This window comes from Aeromonas sp. TECH754, assembly GCF_056279295.1.
In genome coordinates this window covers 4,439,887-4,460,911 of sequence record NZ_JBWBRA010000001.1, presented here as the reverse complement: position 1 = coordinate 4,460,911, position 21,025 = coordinate 4,439,887, and the positions used below count along the sequence as shown (strand labels likewise).

The window sequence follows — 21,025 nt, the reverse complement described above, 5'->3', positions numbered from 1 at the left end:
GGCAGTCTTAAGGTGCACTATTGGAACCCCTTCGTGGGACTCAAAATAACAAGGCATTAAAGGACTAAACCATGCACTTCTCACTCGACAAGGTGGCGCTGGGTTGCGCCATCGCCCTCTCCCTCACCGCCTGCAACGACAACAGTTCCCAGGCACCCGCGGATCCCGTTGCCACCAAGGCGACCCTGATGCAAACCATGAACGATGCCCTGCGCGAGAGCCAGGCGCTGGATCCCTACGGCTTCGCCATCGACGAGCAGAGCATCGCCAAACGCAAGGCGCTCGATACCTCCCTGCTCAAGCGACTGGATGCCCTGGATCCGAGCGTACTGAGTGAGCGGGACAAACTGTTCTACGACATGATCCGCTGGGATCTGCAGATCAATTTGACTGGCTACGACCTGCCCCAATCCCAGATCCCCATCCACCACTTTCGCAACAGGGTGGTGGATCTCGCCGATGAAGTCGGTGCAGCACCCGCCAGCGGCAGGGCCGCCCGCACCGTCAGCGGCGGCTTCGATTATTTCGCCCAGAGCTCGGCCGAACGGGTGGCGCCGGGGGATGCAAGCTGGCGACGGGATCTTGACCGCACGGCCGCGACCCCAGCGCAAACCATCAAGGCACGAGCAACGACGGCGCCGCTGGCCTGGTATCAGGAGCATCTCAGCTGGCTCAAGGCTTATGACGCCTATCTGGCCGAGGTGAAACACCAGTTTGAGCAGGGCAGTGCCCGGGGCAACACCCTGCCGGATGAGCTGGTGGACCGGCTGCTGGCTCAACTGAATGGCAAGCTGGATGGCGAGGCGATCGCCGACTCCTACCTCGGTTGGCAGCAGTTTCCAGGGGATGCCGACGAGGCGTTGCGCACCAACTACAAGGCCGTGCTGGACAGCATCAACCGCCGCTATCTGGCGCTGCGGGACTATCTGGATTACCAGCATGGCGGTGCCTACGGGGTGCGTCTGGGCAGCGGCGAGTGCGATGACGGCTTCTGCGGCATGACGGATGGCCGCGACTGGTATCGCTGGCTGCTGAAGAAGCACACCACCACCGAGATGACACCGGAAGAGGTGCATGAACTTGGGCTGGCCGAGGTGACCCGGATCTTCGGCGCCATGGTCAAGGTCTGCCACACGGTCGGCAAGTGCGACAGCGAGGATGTGGCCCAGAGCAAGCAGAGCGGCCAGATCTACGCCTTCTTCCAGTACCTCAACGAACCGGCTTTCTTCTATCGGAACCCGCTGGCGGCCTGGTCTGCCGGCCTGAACCCGGACAGCACGGCCGGGGCCGCACTGAGCGAGCCCCAGCAGCAGGCGCTGGCCGAGCATGAGCGGGCACTGCGGGAATACAACGCCTTCAAGAGCAAGGCGGCGCAGGTGCTGCCGGACTTCTTCGATGCCGAGCGCACCATTCCCAAGCTGGATTACGAGGTCGTGCCGGTCGCCTATGAGGATGCCCCCTACGGCGGCGTCGCCTGGTATCAGGATGGCAACCCCCAGACAGGTCGCAAGGGCCAGTTCTTCCTCAACACCTACTACCCCTATGGCCTGCAGAGCTGGAACATCAGCACCCTGCTGGCCCACGAAGGCGCCCCCGGCCACCATTTCCAGATCACCATAGCCCAGGAGCTGGCAGCCAAGGATCCCAACTTCCCGCAATACGTGGCGAACGCCTCCTACACCGCCTATGCGGAGGGCTGGGCGCTCTACACCGAGTACCTGGCGGATCACGATATGGGTCTCTATCAGGGGCATGGTCTCTATAATCCGGCGGTGGGGGATGTGAAGGTCGAGGGCTCGCCTGCCTTCAACAACCAGCTGCAGTACTTCGGCCGCCTCAACGAGGAGATGCTGAGGGCCATGCGGCTGGTGGTGGACACCGGCATCCACTGGTATGGCTGGAGCCACGACAGGGCCGTCGGCTACATGCAGGAGAACTCGGCGCTGGGGGCGGGCGACATCAGCTCGGAGGTGCCACGCTACATGGCCTATACCGGCCAGGCCACCTCCTACAAGGCGGGTCAACTGGCCCTGATCCGGATGCGGGAATCCGCCGAGCAGGCCCTGGGCGGCAGTTTCGATCTCAAGGCCTTCCACCACCAGGTGTTGGAATACGGCATGCTGCCCATCTCGGTGCTGGAGCAGAAGAACCGGCAGTGGATAGAAGAGTCGAAGTGATCACAGATACGGCGCCCGGCAAGGCAGCGGGCGCCGCTTTCGATTAGGATACGGCTTAATTACCTTCACATTGCTACGGAAGACCTCCATGGAACTGATTGCACGTGAGATGGCACCCCACAAGCGGGTAGCCCTGGTTGCTCACGACAACATGAAGACCCCCTTGCTGAACTGGGTGCTGCGCCGCAAGGAGGAGCTCAAGCTCCACCATCTCTATGCGACCGGCACCACTGGGACCCTGCTCGGCAAACAGGCACAGCTGCCCATCACCTGCCTGTTCTCCGGCCCCATGGGCGGCGACCAGCAGCTCGGCGCCCTCATCGCCGAGGGCAAGATCGACGTGATGATCTTCTTCTGGGATCCCCTCAATGCCGCGGCCCACGATCCGGACGTGAAGGCACTGCTGCGTCTGGCGGCGGTGTGGAACATCCCGGTCGCCACCAACGAGGCGACCGCAGACTTCATCATGGACAGCCCCCACATGCAGCGCGCCTTCAGCATACAGGTGCCGGACTACGCCGGTTACCTCAAGGCACGCACCGAGTAACCAGCGCCAGACAGCAAAGAGCCGGGCAATGCCCGGCTCTTTTTATTTCAGAATGACGAGAGGCTTAACGCTGCAGGCTCTTCTGGGCGAACTTGGGCCTGGCGTTCATGATCTGCTCCACCTGCTCGTCGCTCATCTTGCCGCGCGACAGCCCAAGCACCTTGTAGGTCAGCAGCGGCCGCGCCGGCAGCGCTATCATCAGGGCGCGGATCTGGTTCTCGTCTTCCTTCTCCCGCACCGGTTTGCCATAGGCATAGGTCAGCACGCCAGCATCCATCAGGTTTTTGACGGCGGGCTCGGTGATCGGCAGGTTTATGACGCTTTTGCGCTGCAACACGAACTCGCGCAGCACCGCCTTCTCGTTGAAGTCGAGGAAGCCGATCATCTGGGCCAGCTGATCCTGCTGACGACGGGACTGCCACTGGTCGCAGGCCCACTCCCAGGCGATCAGGAAGGCCTGGCTGCAGAAGTAGGAGATGGCGAGCAGCATGCCGACCCCGAGCCAGGCGGCATGGACCGTGGCCCATTGGCTGACCGCGCCCTTCATCAGGCCGGCCGGGAACAGCAGAATGATACTGCAGCAGAGCAGCAGCCAGACCATGAGCCAGTTGAGGCGGTTCAGCTGATAGAAATGTTGGATCCACCGTTTCATCGTTCATCCTTCCCAGAGCATTGTGGACAGTAGTCAATCCATAGCAATGACTGTGCCAAGGCTTGGGTCATGAAAAACGGGAGGCCTGAGCCTCCCGCTGGATCCATCCCATGTCGGGCTTAGAACTGCTGGAACCAGCGCTGGATCTGCTTGGGATCCTTGCTCTGGGTCAGGGAGAGCATCAGCAGGATGCGCGCCTTCTGCGGGTTCAGGGTGCCGGCGGCCACGAAGCCGTACTTGGCATCGTCGATCTCGGCGTCCAGAGTGGTGGCGCCGGTCGGTACGCGCGCGGAACGCACCACCCGGATGCCGTCCTCGCTGGCCTTGGCCAGGGTGTCGAACAGGCTGTGATAGAGATTGCCGTTGCCCACCCCGGCGCTGACGATGCCGTCAAACTTGGCATCCACCATGGCCTTGGCGGGCAAGTCGGTCGCATTGGCATAGTTGTAGACGATGCCCACCTGCGGCAACTTGTCGAGCTTGCTCACGTCGAACGGGGTCTTGCTGGTGTGCAGCCGAGCCGGACTGCGCTGGTAGTCGATCTTGCCGTTGTGGATGTAGCCGAGCGGGCCGAAGTTCGGCGCGGCAAAGGTCTGCACCCCTGTGGTATTGGTCTTGGTGACGTCGCGGGCATCCAGCACGGTGTCGTTCATGGCGACCATGACGCCACGCCCCTTGGAATCGGGATCAGAGGCGGTGACCACGGCGTTGTACAGGTTGAGCGGACCGTCGGCGCTCATGGCGGTGGAGGGACGCATGGCGCCGACCAGCACCACCGGCTTGTCGCTCTTGACGGTGAGGTTGAGGAAGTAGGCGGTCTCTTCCATGGTGTCGGTGCCGTGGGTGATGACGATGCCATCCACGTCATCCTTGGCCAGCAGCTCGTTCACCCGCTTGGCGAGCGTGAGCCACACCTCGTCGTTCATGTCCTGGGAGCCGATCTTGACCACTTGCTCCCCCTGCACCTCGGCCACGTTCTTCATCTCGGGCACGGCGGCGATCAGGGTCTCGATGGCCACCTTGCCGGCCTCGTAGTTGGACTGGGTAGCAGACTGCCCCGCCCCGGCAATGGTGCCGCCGGTCGCCAGTATGTGCACGCTGGGCAGCGCCATGGCCAGGGGGGAGAGGGTCATGCCGAGTACGGTGGCGAGCAGGGTCTTGCGGATAGGGAGGGTCATGCTGCAATCCTTCTGATAGTTGACTGCAGCATTTTTATTCTTTTTAAACCGAATTTAAGTGATCACTCTCACCATTAAAAACAAGCAAACAGAATATTAGTCTGTTTTTTACCTCTATGGTGTTAGTTCACTCTACCGAGAAGCCCTTGGCCTCGATCAGGGCGACGATCTCGGCCTTGCTCAACTCGCTCTCGACAACGGCCTTGCGGCTGTCGAAGTCGACGCTGGCCTGGGTGACGGCGCTCTGGGCCAACAGCGCTTTTTGCAGGCTGGCAGCGCAGCCACCGCAAGACATGCCGGATACGGTGAGTTCGATAGTCATGATGGCTCTCCTCTGTGGGTGTGATCTCAGCCTAAAGCTGTCGCCAGCGGCAAGGTCAAGTCACCGATCGTGAACAGCGCCTCAGCGTGCCACCACGGACTCGCGCACGATGAGACGACCAGGGAACTTCTGCCGTTCATCGACCGGGCGCAGGCTCTGGGACAGCTGGGCTTGCAGCAACCTGATGCTCTCCTGCGCCAACAGCTCGCTCGGGTATTCGATGCAGGTGAGCGGCGGCGTCAGCTGATCCGCCAACGGGGATCCTTCCAGGCTGATGACGGAGACATCCTGGGGGATGTTGAGGTTGAACTCCCGCAGCAGGCGCATGGCCTCGGCGGCCAGGGTGTCGTGCTGCACCACCAGTGCGGTAAAGGGCAGGTAGCGGTTGAGCAGGCCGAGCAGGGCCTGCTGGTTGCCGGTGCCATCGATCACCAGCTGGCCGTTGTAGGGCAGGGATTGTTGCTGCAGCGCCTGCTGATAGCCCTGGATGGCATGCTTCCCGGCCGGGGAGTGCTTGTCGTCCAGCATCAACACCAGCTGGCGGTGCCCCTTGCCGAGCAGAAAACGACAGGCGCTCTCGGTGGCGAAGGTCAGGTCATAGCAGAGGTTCAGGTTGTCCGAGTCGCCGACGCCATCGAGCTGGATCAGCCGCTCGTCCGCTTGCAGCGGCTGCTTGGCACCGATCACCAGCACGCCGTCGCAGCGCCCTCCCAGCAACTCGTCGACCGCTTGTTGCTGTTGGGCCACCCCTTCGGCGAAGCGCACCAGCATGCTCTTGCCCGCTCCGGTGAGGAAGCCGTCGATCAGCGGCAACATGCTGGCAAGGTGCCCCCCCAGCTGGGGAGAAAGGATGACACCGATGCAATCGGTCGCCTGGGTGGCGAGAGAGCGGGCGGTCGCATTGGGACGGAAATTCAGTTGCTCGGCCGCCTGCAACACAGCCAGCCGGCTCTCCTCACGCACGCCGCGCGAGCCGCTCAGGACGCGGGAAACGGTGGCTTTGGACACATTTGCGAGACGCGATACATCGGTAATATTGGCCATGGCTTCATCAACGGTAACCGGTTAACAGAATGTCATCCTAGCACAGCCAGGCAGCGCCCGGTACGGTTTGCATCACGGGCCAATGGAAAAGGGTGGCCGTGGCCACCCTCTGCAGGAGAGATCCCGTCGGATCAGAAGAAGTACTTGAAGCGCACGCGGCCACCGTAACGGTCCATGTTGTCTACCTCGCCGCTGTCGACATTCAGCTGCGACCAGTAGGCCCCCAGATAGATGTCGAAGTTGTCCAGATCCAGCACGCTCGGGATCTTGTAGGAGGCGTAGACGGTGTTGATGCTGTGCTTGCCGATCATCTTGCTGAAATCGGCGCTGTTGTTGCTCAGGTTGGCGCTGGTGATGTCGTTGATGGCGTAGATGTAGCCAAGGCCGGCGTTGTGCCAGAGCAGGTTGGCGCCGAGGGTGGTATCGGTTTCATCTTCGGCGTCCATGCGGGCCGCGTTGGCGTTGATGACCAGGGCATCCTGGGTCCAGCTGGTGGTGATGCCGTAACCCATGCGATCGGACACCGAGACATCGTCGCTGGTGACGATGGCGTCGTTGATCACGTTGCCCTCGGCCCCCAGCGCCACCTTCAGGTTCTCCCCCTTCCAGGCGACGACCGGACGCACGATGATGGAGTCCTTGGCCTTGGTCAGCTCATAGCCATGGTACTGCTGGCCCGCAAACAGGTTGGTGCGATCCCCGATCAGGGTGGAGAGCTCCAGATACCAGTTGCCGGTCTCCTTGTTCAGCAGCAGCTGACCCCCCTTGCTCGCCCGGCCGCGACCTTCCTTCAGCATGTAGACGTAACCGTTGCCATCGGAGTAGAGGTCGTTGGCGCTGTCCCCCGAGTGTTCGACGAAGATGTCCTGACCCAGCGGGAACATGTCATAGGCCTCGAAGCGGCCGACCTTCATGCCCCAGTTGCTGCGCTGGCCGAAGCCCAGATAGGCGTCATCGGCACCGGCACCACCGTTGGTGCCGATGGTCGGCTGGATCTGGATCTGGCCGTAGCGGCCATCTTCCAGCTCGCGCACCCCTAGGAAGTTCAGCAGCAGGCGACCGTCCTCGTCCCAGCGGTCGGTGCGGGTCTCGCTGGTCTGGCCCAGCACGTTGCCACGGGTGGTGTTGGAAGCATTGAGGTTGATCTCCGCATCGCCTCCCAGGCTCAGGCGCCCGAAGTCCGTGTTGGTCTCCACCACGGCATTGGCCATGAAAGGGGTGCTCAGAGCCAGGATGGCGATCAGCTGGGCGGACAGGTTCGTCAGTTTCATTATTATCATTCCTTGAGTTTTATGATTTTGATAAATAAGCGTTTTATTTATTTGTCTCTCCGGGGAGAGGGCAAATTCGGGCATGCCTTTTCCCCATCGCAGGGCGATGTGAGACAAGGAGCATGGGTGGTGCGGGCGGGCATCAGTGCCCTGCCCGCGTGCTAACTCAGAGCGGGCATCGACGCCGGCCCCTGCGACGGGGGATCAGAGGGCCCATGTCGCGGCCCCTTCACTGCAACTGGGCAACCAGGCGGCGCCCCGCACCCCGCTGCTGTCGCCGTAGCGGGCGGGCAGCAAACGGGTGATGCAACGATCCGAGAACAGGTAAGGCTCCAGCGCCGCGGGCAACTCCCGATAGAGGGCATCGAGGTTGGAGAGCCCGCCGCCGAACACGATGACGTCCGGGTCCAGTACGTTGATCAGGCTGGCCACGCTGCGGCCGAGGGCGCCGATGAAGTGCCGGTAGTGGGCGTGCGCCTCGGGGTTGCCCAGCGCCGCCGCCGCCATGATCTCCGGTGTGCTCATGGCGACGCCATGGGCCTGGTTGAAGCGGGTGCTGAAACCGGTACCGGAGACGAACCGCTCGATGCAGTTGTGGCGGCCGCAGTAACAGGGCTGAGCCGGGCCATCCAGGGCTGGATCGTAGCCAGGCAAGGGGTTGTGACCCCACTCCCCGGTGATGGCATTGGGGCCGACGATGAGCTGGCGGTTGACCACCAGCCCACCACCGCAGCCGGTGCCGAGTATGATGCCGAACACCAGTCGCCCCGCCTCCCCGGCCCCGTCGACGGCCTCCGACAGGGTGAAGCAGTCGGCATCATTGGCGATGGCAACCGACTGACCCAGCCCCCGCGCCAGATCGCCCTCGAGATCCTGGCCGTTGAGAAACAGGCAGTTGGCATTCTTGATGCGACCGGTCTGCGGGCTGACCGCCCCGGGCAAGCCGACGCCGATGCTGAAGGGGCGATCCAGCTCCTGGCGTATGTCCTCCACCAGCTGGGTGATGGCGGCGAGGAAGTCGGCGTAACCCGTGGTTGGGGTCGGGATGCGCTTGCGCAGCAGGCTGACGCCTTCATCATCGAGCAGCTGTGCCTCTATCTTGGTGCCTCCGATGTCGAGTCCGAGTCGCAACATGATGGTGTTCCTCAGGCGGCCAGCTTGCGGTGCAGCTCGATGAGCTCGGTGACCAGCTCCCGGGCGAGCATGGCGGTCATCAGGTGATCCTGGGCGTGCACCAGGATCAGCTTGACCGGGATCTTGCCCTCCCCCTCATCCGCCTCGATCAGCCGGGTCTGTACCCCGTGGGCGACGTTGGCGGCCTCGGTGGCCTGGCGCAGCAGATCGTCGGCCTCCGTGAACTGGCCAGCCCTGGCCTGGCGCAACGCCTCGAAGCAGAGGCTGCGGCTCATGCCGGCATTGATGATGAGACCCATGACGGTCTCTTCCAGATCGAACATACACACTCCTTGGTGATGGGCGCCGGCCCTTGGGCTGGCGCGCTTTCTCTATACGGGTCGGATGACGGAATAATCAGTCGAAGCCATTCTCGCGGGCGGCGGTGGCGAACCACTGGCCGCTCTTCTTGATGCGCCGGGTCTGGCTCTCCAGCTCCAGCTCGATGAAGCCGTAGCGATTCTTGTAGGCGTTGCTCCAGGACCAGTTGTCGATGAAGGTCCAGAGGTGATAACCCCGGCACTGGCAGCCCTCTTCCAGCGCCTTGTGCAACCAGATGAGGTGATCCCGGATGAAGCCGATGCGATAGTCATCCTGGATCTGGCCATCCTCGCCCTTGAACTTGGCCTCCCCCTCGACCCCCATGCCGTTCTCCGAGATGTAGCTCGGGATGTTGCCGTAGTGGTCGCGCAGGTTGGTGAGGATGTCGTAGACCCCCTGCTCGTAGATCTCCCAGCCCCGGTGCGGGTTCATCTTGCGGCCCGGCATCTCGTAGTAATCGAAGAACCACTCCGGCATGAAGGGGCTGGCGGGGTTGATCGCATTGCTGCGCGCCTTGATCCGGCGCGGCTGGTAGTAGTTGACCCCCAGCAGATCGATCTTGCCGGCCGCCAGCAGGGCCTTGTCCCCCGGCTCGCAGGCCGGCAGCTGGTCATACTCCTCGAGCAACGCCACCAGCTCGGCCGGGTATTCCCCCTTGACCGCCGGATCCAGGAAGCTGCGGTTGAACATCAGGTCGGCGATGTTGGCCGCCTTCAGATCCGCCGGGTGTTGCGAGCGCGGATAGGAGGGGGTCAGGTTCAGGATGATGCCGATCTGGCCATCCTGGCCGAGTGCCCGGTAGCGCTGCACCGCAGCGGCATGGGCCAGCATGGTGTGATAGGCCACGGTGGCGGCGCGGCGAAAGTCCACCACGTTCGGGTAGTGGAAGTCGTAGAGATACCCCCCCTCCACCGGCACGATCGGCTCGTTGAAGGTGAACCAGTGCTTGACCTTGTGACCGAACAACCGGAAGCAGGTGTCGGCAAAGTCGGCATAAGCGGCGATCACCTCCCGGCTCTCCCAACCCCCCAGTTCCTGCATGCTCATCGGCATGTCGAAGTGGAACAGGCAGATGAAAGGCTCTATCCCCTCGGCCTTGAGTTCGTCGAGCATGGCGTCATAGAAGGCGACGGCCTCCGGGTTGGGTTCTCCCCGTCCCGCCGGGATCAACCGCGACCAGGCGATGGAGGTGCGGAAACTGTTGTGGCCAAGCTGGCGCAGCAGGCGAATATCGTCGCGAAAATGCTCATAGAAACCGGACGTCTGCGCCGGCCCAATCTGCTGATGGAAGCGATGGGGAGACTGCTCGAACCAGTGATCCCAGATGGTGGGCGCCTTGCCCCCCTGCTGGCTGGCACCTTCCGCCTGGGCGGCGGACGAGGCGCTGCCCCACCAGAACTGTTCAGGAAAACGATATTGCATCTCTTGTTACTCCAGACTTGAAAAAAGAGGCCGCCAGGCAGCCCCAACAGACAATCAACGGCTGGCAGCCGCCGCCAGCGGACGTGCTTCCACGCTATCGGCTTGCTCTTCCTGTTTGAGCAAGGTGCGCTCATAGGCCTTCAGGAAGGGGTAATACATGGCCGCGGCACTGCACATGCAGAGCAGACTCAGCACCATGGGGCTGATGGCCCAGTTGGCGGCCCAGGAGGCACCGATGGGGCCCGGCGTAGTCCAGGGGGTGAGGGATACCACCCGCTCGACCAGACCGAAGTCCAGGGCAAACCAGGCCAGGGTGGCGTTGATCATGGGCACCAGGATAAAGGGCAGGAAGAAGACCGGGTTCATGACGATGGGGGCACCGAACAAGATAGGCTCGTTGATGTTGAACAGGCCCGGCACCACCCCCATCTTGCCGATGGATCTCAGGTGCGCGGCCTTGCTGCGCAGCAGCAGGAAGGCCAGCGGCAGGGTGGAGCCGACGCCGCCGATCAGCAGGTAGTGATCCCAGAAGCCCTGCAGGAAGATGTGGGGCAGCGCCTCACCCGCCGCCATGGCGGCCTGGTTGTTGGCCAGGTTGGCCATCCAGAACGGGTTCATGATGCCGGTGACGATCAGGGCACCGTGGATCCCGGCGAACCAGAGGATCTGGCACACCAGCACCGCCAGCAGCATGGCAGGCAGGGAGTCGGAGGCGGCCACCAGCGGCTTGACCAGGGACATGATGGCTTCCGGCAGGATCATGCCGGTGGTGTTTTCCAGCAGCAGGTTGAGGGGATGCAGGGTCAGGATGATCACCAGCACTGGGATCAACACCTCGAAGGAGCGGGCAACGCCGGTCGGCACCTGGGGCGGCAGCTTGATGGTGATGTTGTTGCGCTTGAGGAAGGCATAGACCTCGGCCGCATAGATGGCGGTGATCAGGGCCGTGAAGATCCCCTGGCCGGAGAAGTACTGCATCGAGATGGCGCCATCCTTGACCGGCGCGGCCACCAGCATGAAGGACATCAGGCAGAGCAGACCCGTGGTGACCGGATCCAGTCCGTTCTGGCGGGCCAGGCTGGCCCCTATCCCCACCGAGATGAACAGGGTCATCAGCCCCATGCTCAGCTGGAACGGCAGCAGCAGCTGCGGCTGATAGGTGGCCGAGAAGTCGAGCCAGGCGCGGGCGAAGCCCCACTGGGTCTGGGGTGAGAAGGGCGGGAAGATGAACACCAGCATGAAGCTGCCGACGATCATGAAGGGCAAGGCGGCGATGAAGCCATCACGGATTGCCTGCACATATTTTTGCTGGCCAATCCGCCCGGCCAGGGGACTGACCCTGTTCTCTATGGTACTGACAAAGCGTTCGTAAAGGGTATTCATGAAGGTTTCCTTGTGACTTTCACTGGTGGGTGTTGCTCATCAGCCGATCAGGGTGAGGGCGTGGTCGAGGACCTTGTCACCCCGTTGCATGCCGTAATCCATCATGTTGATGGTGTCGACCGGTACGCCGTGGGCCGCGGCCCGCTGCTGCAGCTCGGCCTGCATGTATTTGACCTGGGGCCCCAGCAGCACGACCTGGTAGTGGGGCATCTGCAGATCGAACTCTGCAGCCCCGAAGGCCTGTATCTCGGCGCTCAGCCCCCGCTTGTCCGCTTCCTCTTTCATCTTCTTGACCAGCAGGCTGGTGGACATGCCAGAGGAGCAGCACAACATGATTTTTTTCATTTCCCGATTCTCCAGACGTTCGTAACAGACGGGGCATTCTTGATCGATGGATTTGATTTGGAAACCGGTTTCCGCTAATCATCCATCGATGTGTGAGCGGGATCGGTTATTTCCGCTCAGAAGCGGCTGGAAGTGTGAGCGAAGTAATGAAATGGCAAAATGGTCGCGGATCTTACGGAAACGAAACAGCAAAGTCGTCAGAATGGAGCCAAAGCCCCGTGATGACAGGGGATGAAAGCTCAAAGGGACGGAAAATAGAGTGATGAATCTGCAATGGATGGCAATGCTGGTCGGCATGATTGAGCAGCGCATGGTACCGTTTGCCAATTGGCTGACCCGCAGTCGCCATGTGCTGTCGTTACGGGACGGTTTTCAACTGGCCATGCCCTTCGTCATCGTCGGCAGCCTGCTGGTGCCCATACTGTTTCCTCCCATCTCCCCCGACACCCCGCACGCCTTTGGCCAGTGGCTGCACTGGCTGGCGCGGGAGCTGCACCCCTTCCTGTTTCCGGTCTACTCCCACACCCTGGGGCTGGTGGCGCTGATCATCGCCTTTGGCTCGGCCTCTAGCCTCGCCAAGGCCTATGAGATGCCGGAGCGGCTGTGCGGCCTGGGGGGCTGCATGGCGTTTCTGATGCTGATCGACTTTCGCTCGCTGCAACCCGGAGTGTTTGGCTATCTGGGGGGCGCCGGGATCTTCACCGCCCTGCTGATGGCGTTCTACTCGGTGGAGGTGACCCGCTTCTTCTATCGCCGTGGCTGGTATATCAAGATGCCGGAGGAGGTGCCGGTGATGACGCGGCGAGGGTTTCAGCTGATAGTGCCGCTGCTGTTCATCATGCTGTCCCTGAGCCTGCTGCGGCTCTGGTTGCAGCAGCAGTTCGGGATCAGCCTGCCGGATTTCATGGCCTCCCTGTTCAAGCCACTGATCGTGGGGGCCGACACCCTGCCCGCCCTGCTGATCACCTTGCTCATCGCCCACCTACTCTGGTTCATGGGGATCCACGGCGCCCTGATCGTGACCGGCTTGCTGTCCCCCTTCTGGATGGCCGGGGTGAGTGCCAACCAGGCGGCGCTGATGGCGGGAGAGCCCCTGCCCCACATCTTCCTGCAGGGCTTCTGGGACTATTACCTGCTGATCGGAGGCATAGGCACCACGCTGCCGCTGGTGTTCATGGCCATGCGCAGTCGCTGCCATTCCATCCAGTCGGTGGGCAAGCTGGGCTTCATCCCCTCCATGTTCAACATCAACGAACCCCTGTTGTTCGGCTTCCCCATCATAATGAACCCGTTGTTTTTCCTGCCCTTTATCGGTGTGCCGCTGATCAATGCGGTGATCGCCTGGCAGCTGACCCAGTGGGGCTTCCTCGACCGCTTCATCGCCCTGCTGCCCTGGTCCATGCCCTCTCCGCTTGGCGCCGCCTGGGCGGCGAACGGCAGCTGGAACAACGGCCTGATGAGCCTGGTCTGCATCCTCAACAGCTATGTGCTCTACCGTCCCTTCTTCCTGGCCCACGAGAAGATGGTGCTGGAGCAGGAGCGCGAACGGCTGGGCTGAATCCCGGCAGTCGGGACGAGCGTATTGATCGATGCGGCCTGTGGCTGCCCTTGAGGGCGGGGGAGAAGGAATAGGGGGAGGAATGGCGCGCCAGAGCCGTTGTCATGTCGATATCGACGGCAGACTGGCTAGCCCATCAGCCCGAGATAGTTCATCAGCGCGGCCCCCAGGCTGGTGCTTACCAGCGAGCCGAGAGTGGTGGTGGCGATGATGTTGGCGGCCAGCACGCTGTCGCCGCCCATGGCGCGGGTCATCACATAGCTGGCCGCCGCCGTCGGGGTGGAGCTGATGAGAAACAGGATGCCGAGGGCCTGGGTGCTGAAACCGAGCGCCCAGGCCCCCGTCACCAGCAGCACCGGGATGCAGAACAGCCGGTTGGCGGTGGCCCAGCCGGTCAGGGTGGCGCCGCCGCGCAGAGCCTTGAGATTGAGGCTAGCGCCGGTGCAGAGCAGGGCCAGCGGCAGCGTCATGTTGGCGAAATAGTTGCCGGTGTTGATGACCAGCTGCGGCAGCTCGATGCCGAGCAGACCGAACGGCAGCGCCGAGAGGATGGCGATGATGAGGGGGTTTTTGACTATCCCCTTCAGGATGGGCTTGATCCCCCGCCCGCCCCCCAGACTGCGGGTGAGAGTGATGACCGCGAGAATGTTGTAGAGCACGGTGACCGCCCCGACCAGCAGGGCCGCGGCGCCTATGCCCTCGGGTCCATAGGCATTTTGCACATAGGCCAGCCCCATGATCCCCATGTTGCCGCGAAAGCTGCCCTGCACGAAGATACCGCGCAGTTTCTGCTCGCTGATGAAGCGGGCCGCCAGCAGCTCGAGCACCAGAAAACCGGCCAGGGTCCCCAGCAGGCCGTAGAGGATGAGCCAGGGGCTCGGCATGGTGGAAAAATCGGTGCGCACCATGCTCAGGAACAGCAAGGCTGGCAGGGTGACCTGGAACACCAGACGAGAGGCGGATTCGACGAAGCTGTCTGGCAACAGGCCCAGACGCTTGAGCCAGATCCCGAGCAGCAGCACCATGCAGATGGGGCCTGTGATGGAGAGGGAGAAGTGCAGACTTGCCAACAGATCCATGATGCGCGTCCTGTACGAAGCGAGCGGCGGGCCGCCAGCCGGAATGGAGAGGCCATTCTAGCGTCATGGGCTTGTATTCACAGGGGTTAATCACAACAATGTGGTCAATTCCCTGCCTGAGCACCCGATATGGAAAAGAAACTGACCATCCTCGACATCGCCCGCCTCTCCGGCGTCGGCAAGTCGACCGTCTCCCGGGTGCTCAATCAGGATCCCAAGGTCAAGCCCCAGACCCGGGAACGGGTGGAACGAGTCATCGCCGAGCACGGCTTCGTGCCGAGCAAGTCGGCCCGAGCCATGCGCAGCCAGAGCCAGCAGGTGGTGGGTATCATCGTCTCCCGGCTCGACTCGAGTTCGGAAAACCAGGCGGTGCGCGGCATGCTGGAGACCCTCTACCGCCACGGTTACGATGCCGTGCTGATGGAGAGCAAGTTCTCCCCCGCCAAAGTACACGAACACCTGGCCGTGCTGGAGCGGCGGGGGGTAGACGGCATCATATTGTTCGCCTTCAACGATCTCGACTATGCCGCCATGGCACCGCTTAAGGAAAAGCTGGTACTGATGGCGCGGGAATATCCGGGCTTCTCCTCGGTCTGCTTCGATGACGCCGGCGCCGTGCACGCCATGATGACCCAGCTGGAGCTACGTGGCGCCAGGGATATCGCCTATCTGGGGGTCGATAGCTCGGACCTCACCACAGGCCAGCGCCGGCTCGACGCCTATCTGGCTCACTGCGCAGAGCGGGGACTGAAAGCACGCAGCGCGCTCGGGGATCTCAGCCTGCAGAGCGGCTATCGACTGGCCGCCGATCTGCTCACCCCCGGCACTCAGGCGCTGGTCTGCGCCAGCGATACCCTCGCCATGGGCGCGGCCAAGTACCTGCAGGAGCAGGGCCGCGGCGAGGTGCTGGTGACCGGCCTGGGCAACAACCCCCTGCTCACCTTCCTGTTCCCCAATGCCCTCAGCCTGGATCTCGGCTACAAGGGCGCCGGTGAACAGGCCGCCCGCCAGCTGCTCGGCCAGATCGAACAAAACCGAGCACCACAGGCCACCATAGCCCCCTGTCAGCTGCTGTGAGCCCCATCACTACGCATTGAGCAAAATTCACCCGTTTTGTGATGGCTGCCACGAAATGGGAACGTTCCCATTTTGATCGAAAAAAATTGGTAGCATGCTAAATAGGAACTATACCGAGAACGCTCGGGTCGGCAGATTGGCCCCGAAGGGCGATGCATACCAAACTCACTGGAGTCACAGAGGGAAGACTCATGTCAAAGATCAACGCACAACACCTGGCCCAGCTCATCGACAAGATCGGTGGCAAGGAAAACATCGCTACCGTCAGTCACTGCCTGACCCGACTGCGCTTCGTGCTCAATGACCCGGCCAAGGCCGACAGCAAAGCCATCGAGAAGATCCCTTCGGTCAAGGGAAGCTTCACCCAGGGCGGCCAGTTCCAGGTGGTCATCGGCACCGAGGTGGAGGATTGGTACAAGGCGCTGACCAGCGAGATCGGCGTCAGCGGGGCCAGCAAGGACGCCGCCAAGAATGCCGCGCGTCAGAACATGAACCCGCTGGAGCGCGCCATCTCCCACATGGCAGAGATCTTCGTCCCCCTGCTGCCCGCCATCATCACCGGCGGTCTGATCCTGGGTTTCCGCAACGTCATCGGCGACATCAAGATGTTCGACGATGGTACCCATACCCTGGTTGAGATCAGCGCATTCTGGGCGGGGGTCCACTCCTTCCTCTGGTTGCTGGGTGAGGCCATCTTCCACTTCCTGCCGGTCGGCGTCTGCTGGTCCACCGTGAAGAAGATGGGGGGGTCCGAGATCCTGGGGATAGTGCTGGGGATCACCCTGGTGTCGCCGCAGTTGATGAATGCCTATGGTATCGGTGGCTCTATACCCGAGGTATGGGACTTCGGACTCTTTACCATCCAGAAGGTCGGCTATCAGGCTCAGGTTATTCCCTCCATCCTCGCGGGTGTGGTGTTGGCCTGGCTCGAAACCAACCTCAAGCGCATCATCCCAGCCTACCTCTACATGGTCATAGTGCCGTTTGTTGCCCTGTTGGTGACGGTGGTGCTGGCCCACACCCTGATAGGCCCGTTCGGTCGCTGGATTGGTGAAGGCGTAGGCTATGCCGCCAGAGCCGCCATGACAGGTTCCTTCGCCCCCATTGGCTCCGCCATTTTCGGCTTCCTCTATGGTCCCCTGGTCATCACCGGTATCCACCACACGACGAACGCCGTGGATCTGCAGTTGATGAAGGACATTGGCGGCACCCCGATCTGGCCGCTGATCGCACTGTCCAACATCGCCCAGGCGTCTGCCGTGGTCGGTATCATCCTGATCAGCCGCAAGGCAAATGAGCGCGAAATCTCGGTACCTGCCGCCATCTCTGCCTATCTCGGCGTGACCGAGCCAGCCATGTACGGCATCAACCTCAAGTACAAGTTCCCCATGCTGTGCGCCATGATCGGCTCGAGCTGTGCGGCCCTCATCTGTGGCTTCGCTCATGTGATGTCAAACGGCATAGGGGTGGGTGGTCTGCCAGGTATTCTCACCATCAAGCCAGAGTTCTGGGGTGTCTACGCCATCGCCATGCTGGTGGCCATCGTCGTCCCCATCGTGCTGACCATGCTGCTCTACAAGCGTCATCAAGCGACCGGCAAGCTGGCCGTGGATGAGGCCTGATCCCGCACGTCAATAGCAACAGCACGGCGCAGCCCCAGGGTTGCGCCGTTTACATTTCAAGTCCATTCATACGCAACACGAGGAATGACTCATGAGCCAGACTCCTTGGTGGCAAAGCGCCACGATTTACCAGATCTATCCCAAGAGCTTTCAAGACTCCGGCGCCCGTGGCACCGGCGATCTCAAAGGGATCATGGCCCGCCTCGACTATCTCAAGACACTGGGGGTCGATGCCCTCTGGCTGACCCCCGTCTACGTCTCCCCTCAAGTGGACAACGGCTATGACATCGCCGACTACCTGAATATCGACCCCGCCTACGGCACCATGGCGGACTTCGAGGCCCTGCTGGCGGCGGCCCACGAGCGCGGTATCCGCATCGTGATGGACATCGTCGTCAACCACACCTCCACCGAGCACGCCTGGTTCAAGTCCGCCCTCGGGAATAAAAACAGCCCCTACCGCGACTACTACATCTGGAAAGATCCGGTGGATGGCGGCGTGCCAAACAACTGGATCTCCAAGTTTGGCGGCAGCGCCTGGGAACTGGATGCAGCGACCGGCCAGTACTACCTGCACCTGTTCGCCCGCGAGCAGGCGGATCTGAACTGGGAAAACCCGGCGGTGCGGGCGGAAGTGAAGAAGGTGATCCACTTCTGGGCCGACAAGGGAGTCGACGGCTTCCGCCTCGACGTCATCAATCTTATCTCCAAGGATCAGGCCTTCCCGAACGACGACAGGGGCGATGGTCGCCGCTTCTACACCGACGGGCCTCGCATCCACGAGTTCCTGCAGGACATCAGCCGCGACGTGTTCGCCCCGGTGGGCGCCATGACGGTCGGCGAGATGTCCTCCACCTCGCTGGAAAACTGCCAGCGCTATGGTGCCCTCGATGGCTCCGAGCTCTCCATGGTGTTCAACTTCCATCACCTCAAGGTCGACTACCCGAACGGTGACAAGTGGACCAAGGCACCGTTCGACTTCCTCGAACTCAAGCGCATCTTCAACCACTGGCAGAGCGGCATGCACGGCAAGGCCTGGTCGGCGCTGTTCTGGTGCAACCACGATCAGCCGCGCATCGTCTCCCGCTTCGGCGACGAGGGCGAGCACAGGGTCGTGGCCGCCAAGATGCTGGCCAGCACCCTGCACGGCCTGCAAGGCACTCCCTATATCTATCAGGGGGAGGAGATCGGCATGACCAATCCTGGCTATGCCAGCATCGACGACTACCAGGATGTGGAGAGCCGCAACATCTTCGCCATCAAGCAGCGCGATGGCATGAGCGAGGCCGAGATCCTCGCCATCCTGGCCGCCAAGTCACGGGACAACTCCCGCACCCCCATGCAGTGGAGTGCGGCCCCCAACGCCGGTTTCACCACCGGCACCCCCTGGCTCCAGCCTGCCGCCAACTTCCCGGCCATCAACGCCGAGGCGGCGCTGGCAGAGCCGACCTCGGTGTTCTGGCACTACCACGCACTGATCGCGCTGCGCAAGGCGCATCCCGTCTTCATCCAGGGAGATTATCGGGAGCTGCAGCCGGGTCATCGGAGCCTCTGGGTCTATGCCCGTCACTGGCAGGGCCAGACCCTGCTGGTGGTCAGCAACTTCTACGGCGATACGGTGGACTTCGCCTTGCCTGCCGGCATCCAGCAAGGCAAGGGGCGTCTGCTGCTCGGCAACTACCCGGACAGCCCGGTGCAGCCACAGTCCTGCACGCTGCGTCCCTACGAATCCCTGCTCTGGTTGGTGGAATAGATGACTGAAGCAACGACAATGACGACGGCCCGGCCGGACTCCCCGGCACCGCAGAAAGCGCGCGGCTCCGAGTGGCAAAAAATGGTGGCGGGTCAGCCCTATGATGCCGGCGATCCCGAGCTGAAAGCGGCGCGGGAGCGCTGCCGCGCCCTCTATCACCACTTCAACACCCAGTGGCAGGAGAAGCCCGAGCGGGATGCTCTGCTGCAGGATCTGCTCGGCAGCCGTGGCCGCTCCTGCGCCATCAATCCGCCCTTCTTCTGCGACTACGGCGCCAACATCCATATCGGCGAGAACTTCTACGCCAACGTCAACTGCACCATCCTCGATGTGTGCGAGGTGCATATCGGTGACAACGTGCTGCTGGCGCCCGGGGTGCAGATCTACACCGCCGCCCACCCGGTGGCGGTGGTGCCACGGGTAGCCGGGGTCGAGTTCGGCAAGCCGGTACGCATCGGCAACAACGTCTGGCTTGGCGGCAGCACCGTCATCTGCCCGGGCGTCACCATAGGGGACAATAGCGTGATCGGCGCAGGCTCGGTGGTGACCAGGGACATTCCGGCCAACGTGGTCGCCGTCGGCAATCCCTGCAAGGTATTGCGACCGATGACGGCCGAGGAACTGGCGGGCGCACAGCAGATGAATAAACCATAAATCCGCAAAATAAAAGTATAAGAAAGAGGCGCCACGTAGGCGCCTTTATTGTTTCCGCTGACGAGTCCGAATGGACCAGAAGTCTCTGTGGTCTAGGTAAATACCGGGCCAAAGCCGGAGCCCCACAGGATGGCCGTGGTCGCCAGCACGCAGACCAGCAACACTAGGCCGACCGTGACCACAGAGCTCGCATAGATGAAGCCCTGCTCCTTGGGGATATGCATCAGGATAGGCACCCCGATGTAGAGCAGATAGACCGAGTAGCTGAGCCCGATGAGGCCGACGATCATGACGAACCAGAGGTGCGGGAAGAAGGCGGAGAAGCCGACCATGAACAGCGGGGTCGAGGTATAGGCCGCGAGCTCCAACGCCGTCGTGTAGCTGGGGTCCGAGCCGAAGGTATGACCCATCCAGTGCACCAGATAAGAGAGGGCGAATACGCCGACGACGAGGGCGAGATACATGGCCACCGACAACACGAAGGCGCTGTTGGCGGTCAGGGTGATGGGCTCTCCGACGCCTATGCTCCAGCCGATATGCACGGCGGAGTAGTAGGCGCAGACGGATGGGATAAGGGCCACGATCAGGATATGAGTCAGACTGTTTCTAAAACTGTCGTGTCTCTCGTCTATGGTATGCCATTCGGTGTGAGGATGGGCATACAATCCCCATAAGTGATTTAATATCATAGCGTTATTCCTTCTCAGCTTGAATTGTGGATCTTCCTGTACCGCTCTCGCTCCTCTACAGTGTTATCGCCTGTGTCCCTCATTCGGCCATGATGAACCGCCACGGCCACGCGCTTTAAATAAAGTCGCTCCAGACCCCAGGCGTCAAGCCAATCAGCTGGAACCCCAAAAATGACAAAACCCGGAGCTATGGCCGGGCTTGTGAACTCGCGGGAGGCGTCTCTGTCATTCAGGGGCAAACCATTCAACATTCTTTTGCTACATCAAGGCAATACCAGTCGAGCTCTAGTGGATCCAGCATCGGTCTTCTCCACACTTGATAATTGCTGCCATCGGCGCCACGCGTTAGACTCGCAGCCTCACCGGCTCACCTCCAGACGCCAGCCCCATCCCAAACAAGGACGGCGATGAATCAGCTCACTACCTATCTCAAGGCTATCCATCAGCGATCGGGACCAGCCACCATCACACGCCAAAAGAGCGAGCGTCATAGCGAGCAGGACGAAGATGGCACCCTGATCCACCACCAGCAAACCCACTACTGGTTCGCCAATGGGGTCGTCATCTGCCATCAGCAGGAACAAGACGATGTCCCCTGCCAGCAGCTCTGCGCCGAATGCTGGATAAGCTACAGGGTGATCGCCAGCCCTACTCCCATCTATCCCTCACAAAAACTGTTTCACAACCCCTGTCAGGAAGCATTCTGGTTGAAGATGCAGGGCATCACACCGGTGAAGTGATCATGCCGGAAAGCCCGG

20 protein-coding genes are annotated in these 21,025 nt (G+C 61.8%); 8 read left to right on the top strand and 12 right to left on the bottom strand.

Features of this window, described 5'->3' with window-relative positions; all coding sequences use genetic code 11:
• Positions 1–71: 71 nt before the first annotated feature.
• Both ACZ9IL_RS20445 and ACZ9IL_RS20440 read left to right on the top strand, forming a co-directional pair.
• Entirely contained in the window at positions 72–2,177 is a 2,106-nt protein-coding gene (locus tag ACZ9IL_RS20445) for a DUF885 domain-containing protein (protein WP_476005086.1), read from the top strand.
• Positions 2,178–2,265: 88 nt separating this feature from the next.
• Complete coding sequence (locus ACZ9IL_RS20440; RefSeq protein WP_033129472.1) at positions 2,266–2,724, top strand: methylglyoxal synthase; 459 nt, start codon at positions 2,266–2,268, stop codon at positions 2,722–2,724.
• A gap of 64 nt (positions 2,725–2,788) precedes the next feature.
• Here the strand turns inward: ACZ9IL_RS20440 and ACZ9IL_RS20435 are convergent, their stop codons facing one another.
• The 10 genes from ACZ9IL_RS20435 to ACZ9IL_RS20390 all read right to left on the bottom strand — a co-directional run bounded on the left by ACZ9IL_RS20435 (position 2,789) and on the right by ACZ9IL_RS20390 (position 11,835).
• Complete coding sequence (locus ACZ9IL_RS20435) at positions 2,789–3,376, bottom strand: superinfection exclusion B family protein (RefSeq protein WP_476005085.1); 588 nt, start codon at positions 3,374–3,376, stop codon at positions 2,789–2,791.
• 119 nt (positions 3,377–3,495) lie between these two features.
• Complete coding sequence (ansB, locus tag ACZ9IL_RS20430; protein WP_476005084.1) at positions 3,496–4,554, bottom strand: L-asparaginase 2; 1,059 nt, start codon at positions 4,552–4,554, stop codon at positions 3,496–3,498.
• A 127-nt stretch (positions 4,555–4,681) separates the two neighbouring features.
• Complete coding sequence (locus ACZ9IL_RS20425; protein WP_033129475.1) at positions 4,682–4,876, bottom strand: heavy-metal-associated domain-containing protein; 195 nt, start codon at positions 4,874–4,876, stop codon at positions 4,682–4,684.
• 81 nt (positions 4,877–4,957) lie between these two features.
• Positions 4,958–5,920 carry a LacI family DNA-binding transcriptional regulator gene (locus ACZ9IL_RS20420; RefSeq protein ID WP_476005083.1) on the bottom strand — a complete coding sequence of 321 codons (963 nt, stop codon included), beginning with the start codon at positions 5,918–5,920 and terminating at the stop codon, positions 4,958–4,960.
• A 131-nt stretch (positions 5,921–6,051) separates the two neighbouring features.
• Entirely contained in the window at positions 6,052–7,191 is a 1,140-nt protein-coding gene (locus ACZ9IL_RS20415) for a carbohydrate porin (RefSeq protein ID WP_476005082.1), read from the bottom strand.
• A gap of 204 nt (positions 7,192–7,395) precedes the next feature.
• Positions 7,396–8,325: an ROK family protein gene (locus tag ACZ9IL_RS20410; protein WP_476005081.1), complete on the bottom strand. Its 930-nt coding sequence runs from the start codon at positions 8,323–8,325 to the stop codon at positions 7,396–7,398.
• Between the two features lie 11 nt (positions 8,326–8,336).
• Positions 8,337–8,648, bottom strand: a complete 312-nt coding sequence (chbA, locus tag ACZ9IL_RS20405) for a PTS N,N'-diacetylchitobiose transporter subunit IIA (protein ID WP_476005080.1) — start codon at positions 8,646–8,648, stop codon at positions 8,337–8,339.
• A gap of 73 nt (positions 8,649–8,721) precedes the next feature.
• Positions 8,722–10,107: a glycoside hydrolase family 1 protein gene (locus ACZ9IL_RS20400; protein WP_476005079.1), complete on the bottom strand. Its 1,386-nt coding sequence runs from the start codon at positions 10,105–10,107 to the stop codon at positions 8,722–8,724.
• A gap of 54 nt (positions 10,108–10,161) precedes the next feature.
• Positions 10,162–11,490, bottom strand: a complete 1,329-nt coding sequence (locus tag ACZ9IL_RS20395; protein WP_476005078.1) for a PTS sugar transporter subunit IIC — start codon at positions 11,488–11,490, stop codon at positions 10,162–10,164.
• A 39-nt stretch (positions 11,491–11,529) separates the two neighbouring features.
• Complete coding sequence (locus tag ACZ9IL_RS20390) at positions 11,530–11,835, bottom strand: PTS sugar transporter subunit IIB (protein WP_033129482.1); 306 nt, start codon at positions 11,833–11,835, stop codon at positions 11,530–11,532.
• A 262-nt stretch (positions 11,836–12,097) separates the two neighbouring features.
• Here ACZ9IL_RS20390 and ACZ9IL_RS20385 point away from each other — a divergent pair, with 262 nt between their 5' ends.
• Positions 12,098–13,393: a PTS sugar transporter subunit IIC gene (locus tag ACZ9IL_RS20385; protein ID WP_476005077.1), complete on the top strand. Its 1,296-nt coding sequence runs from the start codon at positions 12,098–12,100 to the stop codon at positions 13,391–13,393.
• A gap of 128 nt (positions 13,394–13,521) precedes the next feature.
• Here the strand turns inward: ACZ9IL_RS20385 and ACZ9IL_RS20380 are convergent, their stop codons facing one another.
• The gene (locus ACZ9IL_RS20380; RefSeq protein ID WP_476005076.1) at positions 13,522–14,472 is read right to left on the bottom strand and encodes an AEC family transporter; all 951 of its coding nucleotides are present in this window, start codon (positions 14,470–14,472) and stop codon (positions 13,522–13,524) included.
• 129 nt (positions 14,473–14,601) lie between these two features.
• Here ACZ9IL_RS20380 and treR point away from each other — a divergent pair, with 129 nt between their 5' ends.
• From treR to ACZ9IL_RS20360, 4 genes are all read left to right on the top strand, one after another.
• Entirely contained in the window at positions 14,602–15,549 is a 948-nt protein-coding gene (gene treR, locus ACZ9IL_RS20375) for a trehalose operon repressor TreR (RefSeq protein WP_476005075.1), read from the top strand.
• A gap of 191 nt (positions 15,550–15,740) precedes the next feature.
• Positions 15,741–17,171 (top strand): PTS trehalose transporter subunit IIBC, encoded by a 1,431-nt coding sequence (treB, locus tag ACZ9IL_RS20370; RefSeq protein WP_476005074.1) that lies wholly within the window; start codon positions 15,741–15,743, stop codon positions 17,169–17,171.
• 91 nt (positions 17,172–17,262) lie between these two features.
• Complete coding sequence (treC, locus tag ACZ9IL_RS20365) at positions 17,263–18,924, top strand: alpha,alpha-phosphotrehalase (RefSeq protein ID WP_476005073.1); 1,662 nt, start codon at positions 17,263–17,265, stop codon at positions 18,922–18,924.
• Between the two features lie 18 nt (positions 18,925–18,942).
• A complete protein-coding gene (locus ACZ9IL_RS20360) occupies positions 18,943–19,578 on the top strand; it encodes a sugar O-acetyltransferase (RefSeq protein WP_476005072.1) in 636 nt (211 codons plus the stop codon).
• A gap of 92 nt (positions 19,579–19,670) precedes the next feature.
• Here ACZ9IL_RS20360 and ACZ9IL_RS20355 read toward each other — a convergent pair whose 3' ends face one another.
• On the bottom strand, positions 19,671–20,267 hold the full coding sequence (locus ACZ9IL_RS20355; protein WP_476005071.1) for a Yip1 family protein: 597 nt from the start codon (positions 20,265–20,267) through the stop codon (positions 19,671–19,673).
• Positions 20,268–20,674: 407 nt separating this feature from the next.
• On the opposite strand from ACZ9IL_RS20355, the gene ACZ9IL_RS20350 reads away from it, so the two are divergent.
• Positions 20,675–21,007 (top strand): hypothetical protein, encoded by a 333-nt coding sequence (locus tag ACZ9IL_RS20350; protein WP_476005070.1) that lies wholly within the window; start codon positions 20,675–20,677, stop codon positions 21,005–21,007.
• Positions 21,008–21,025: the final 18 nt, after the last annotated feature.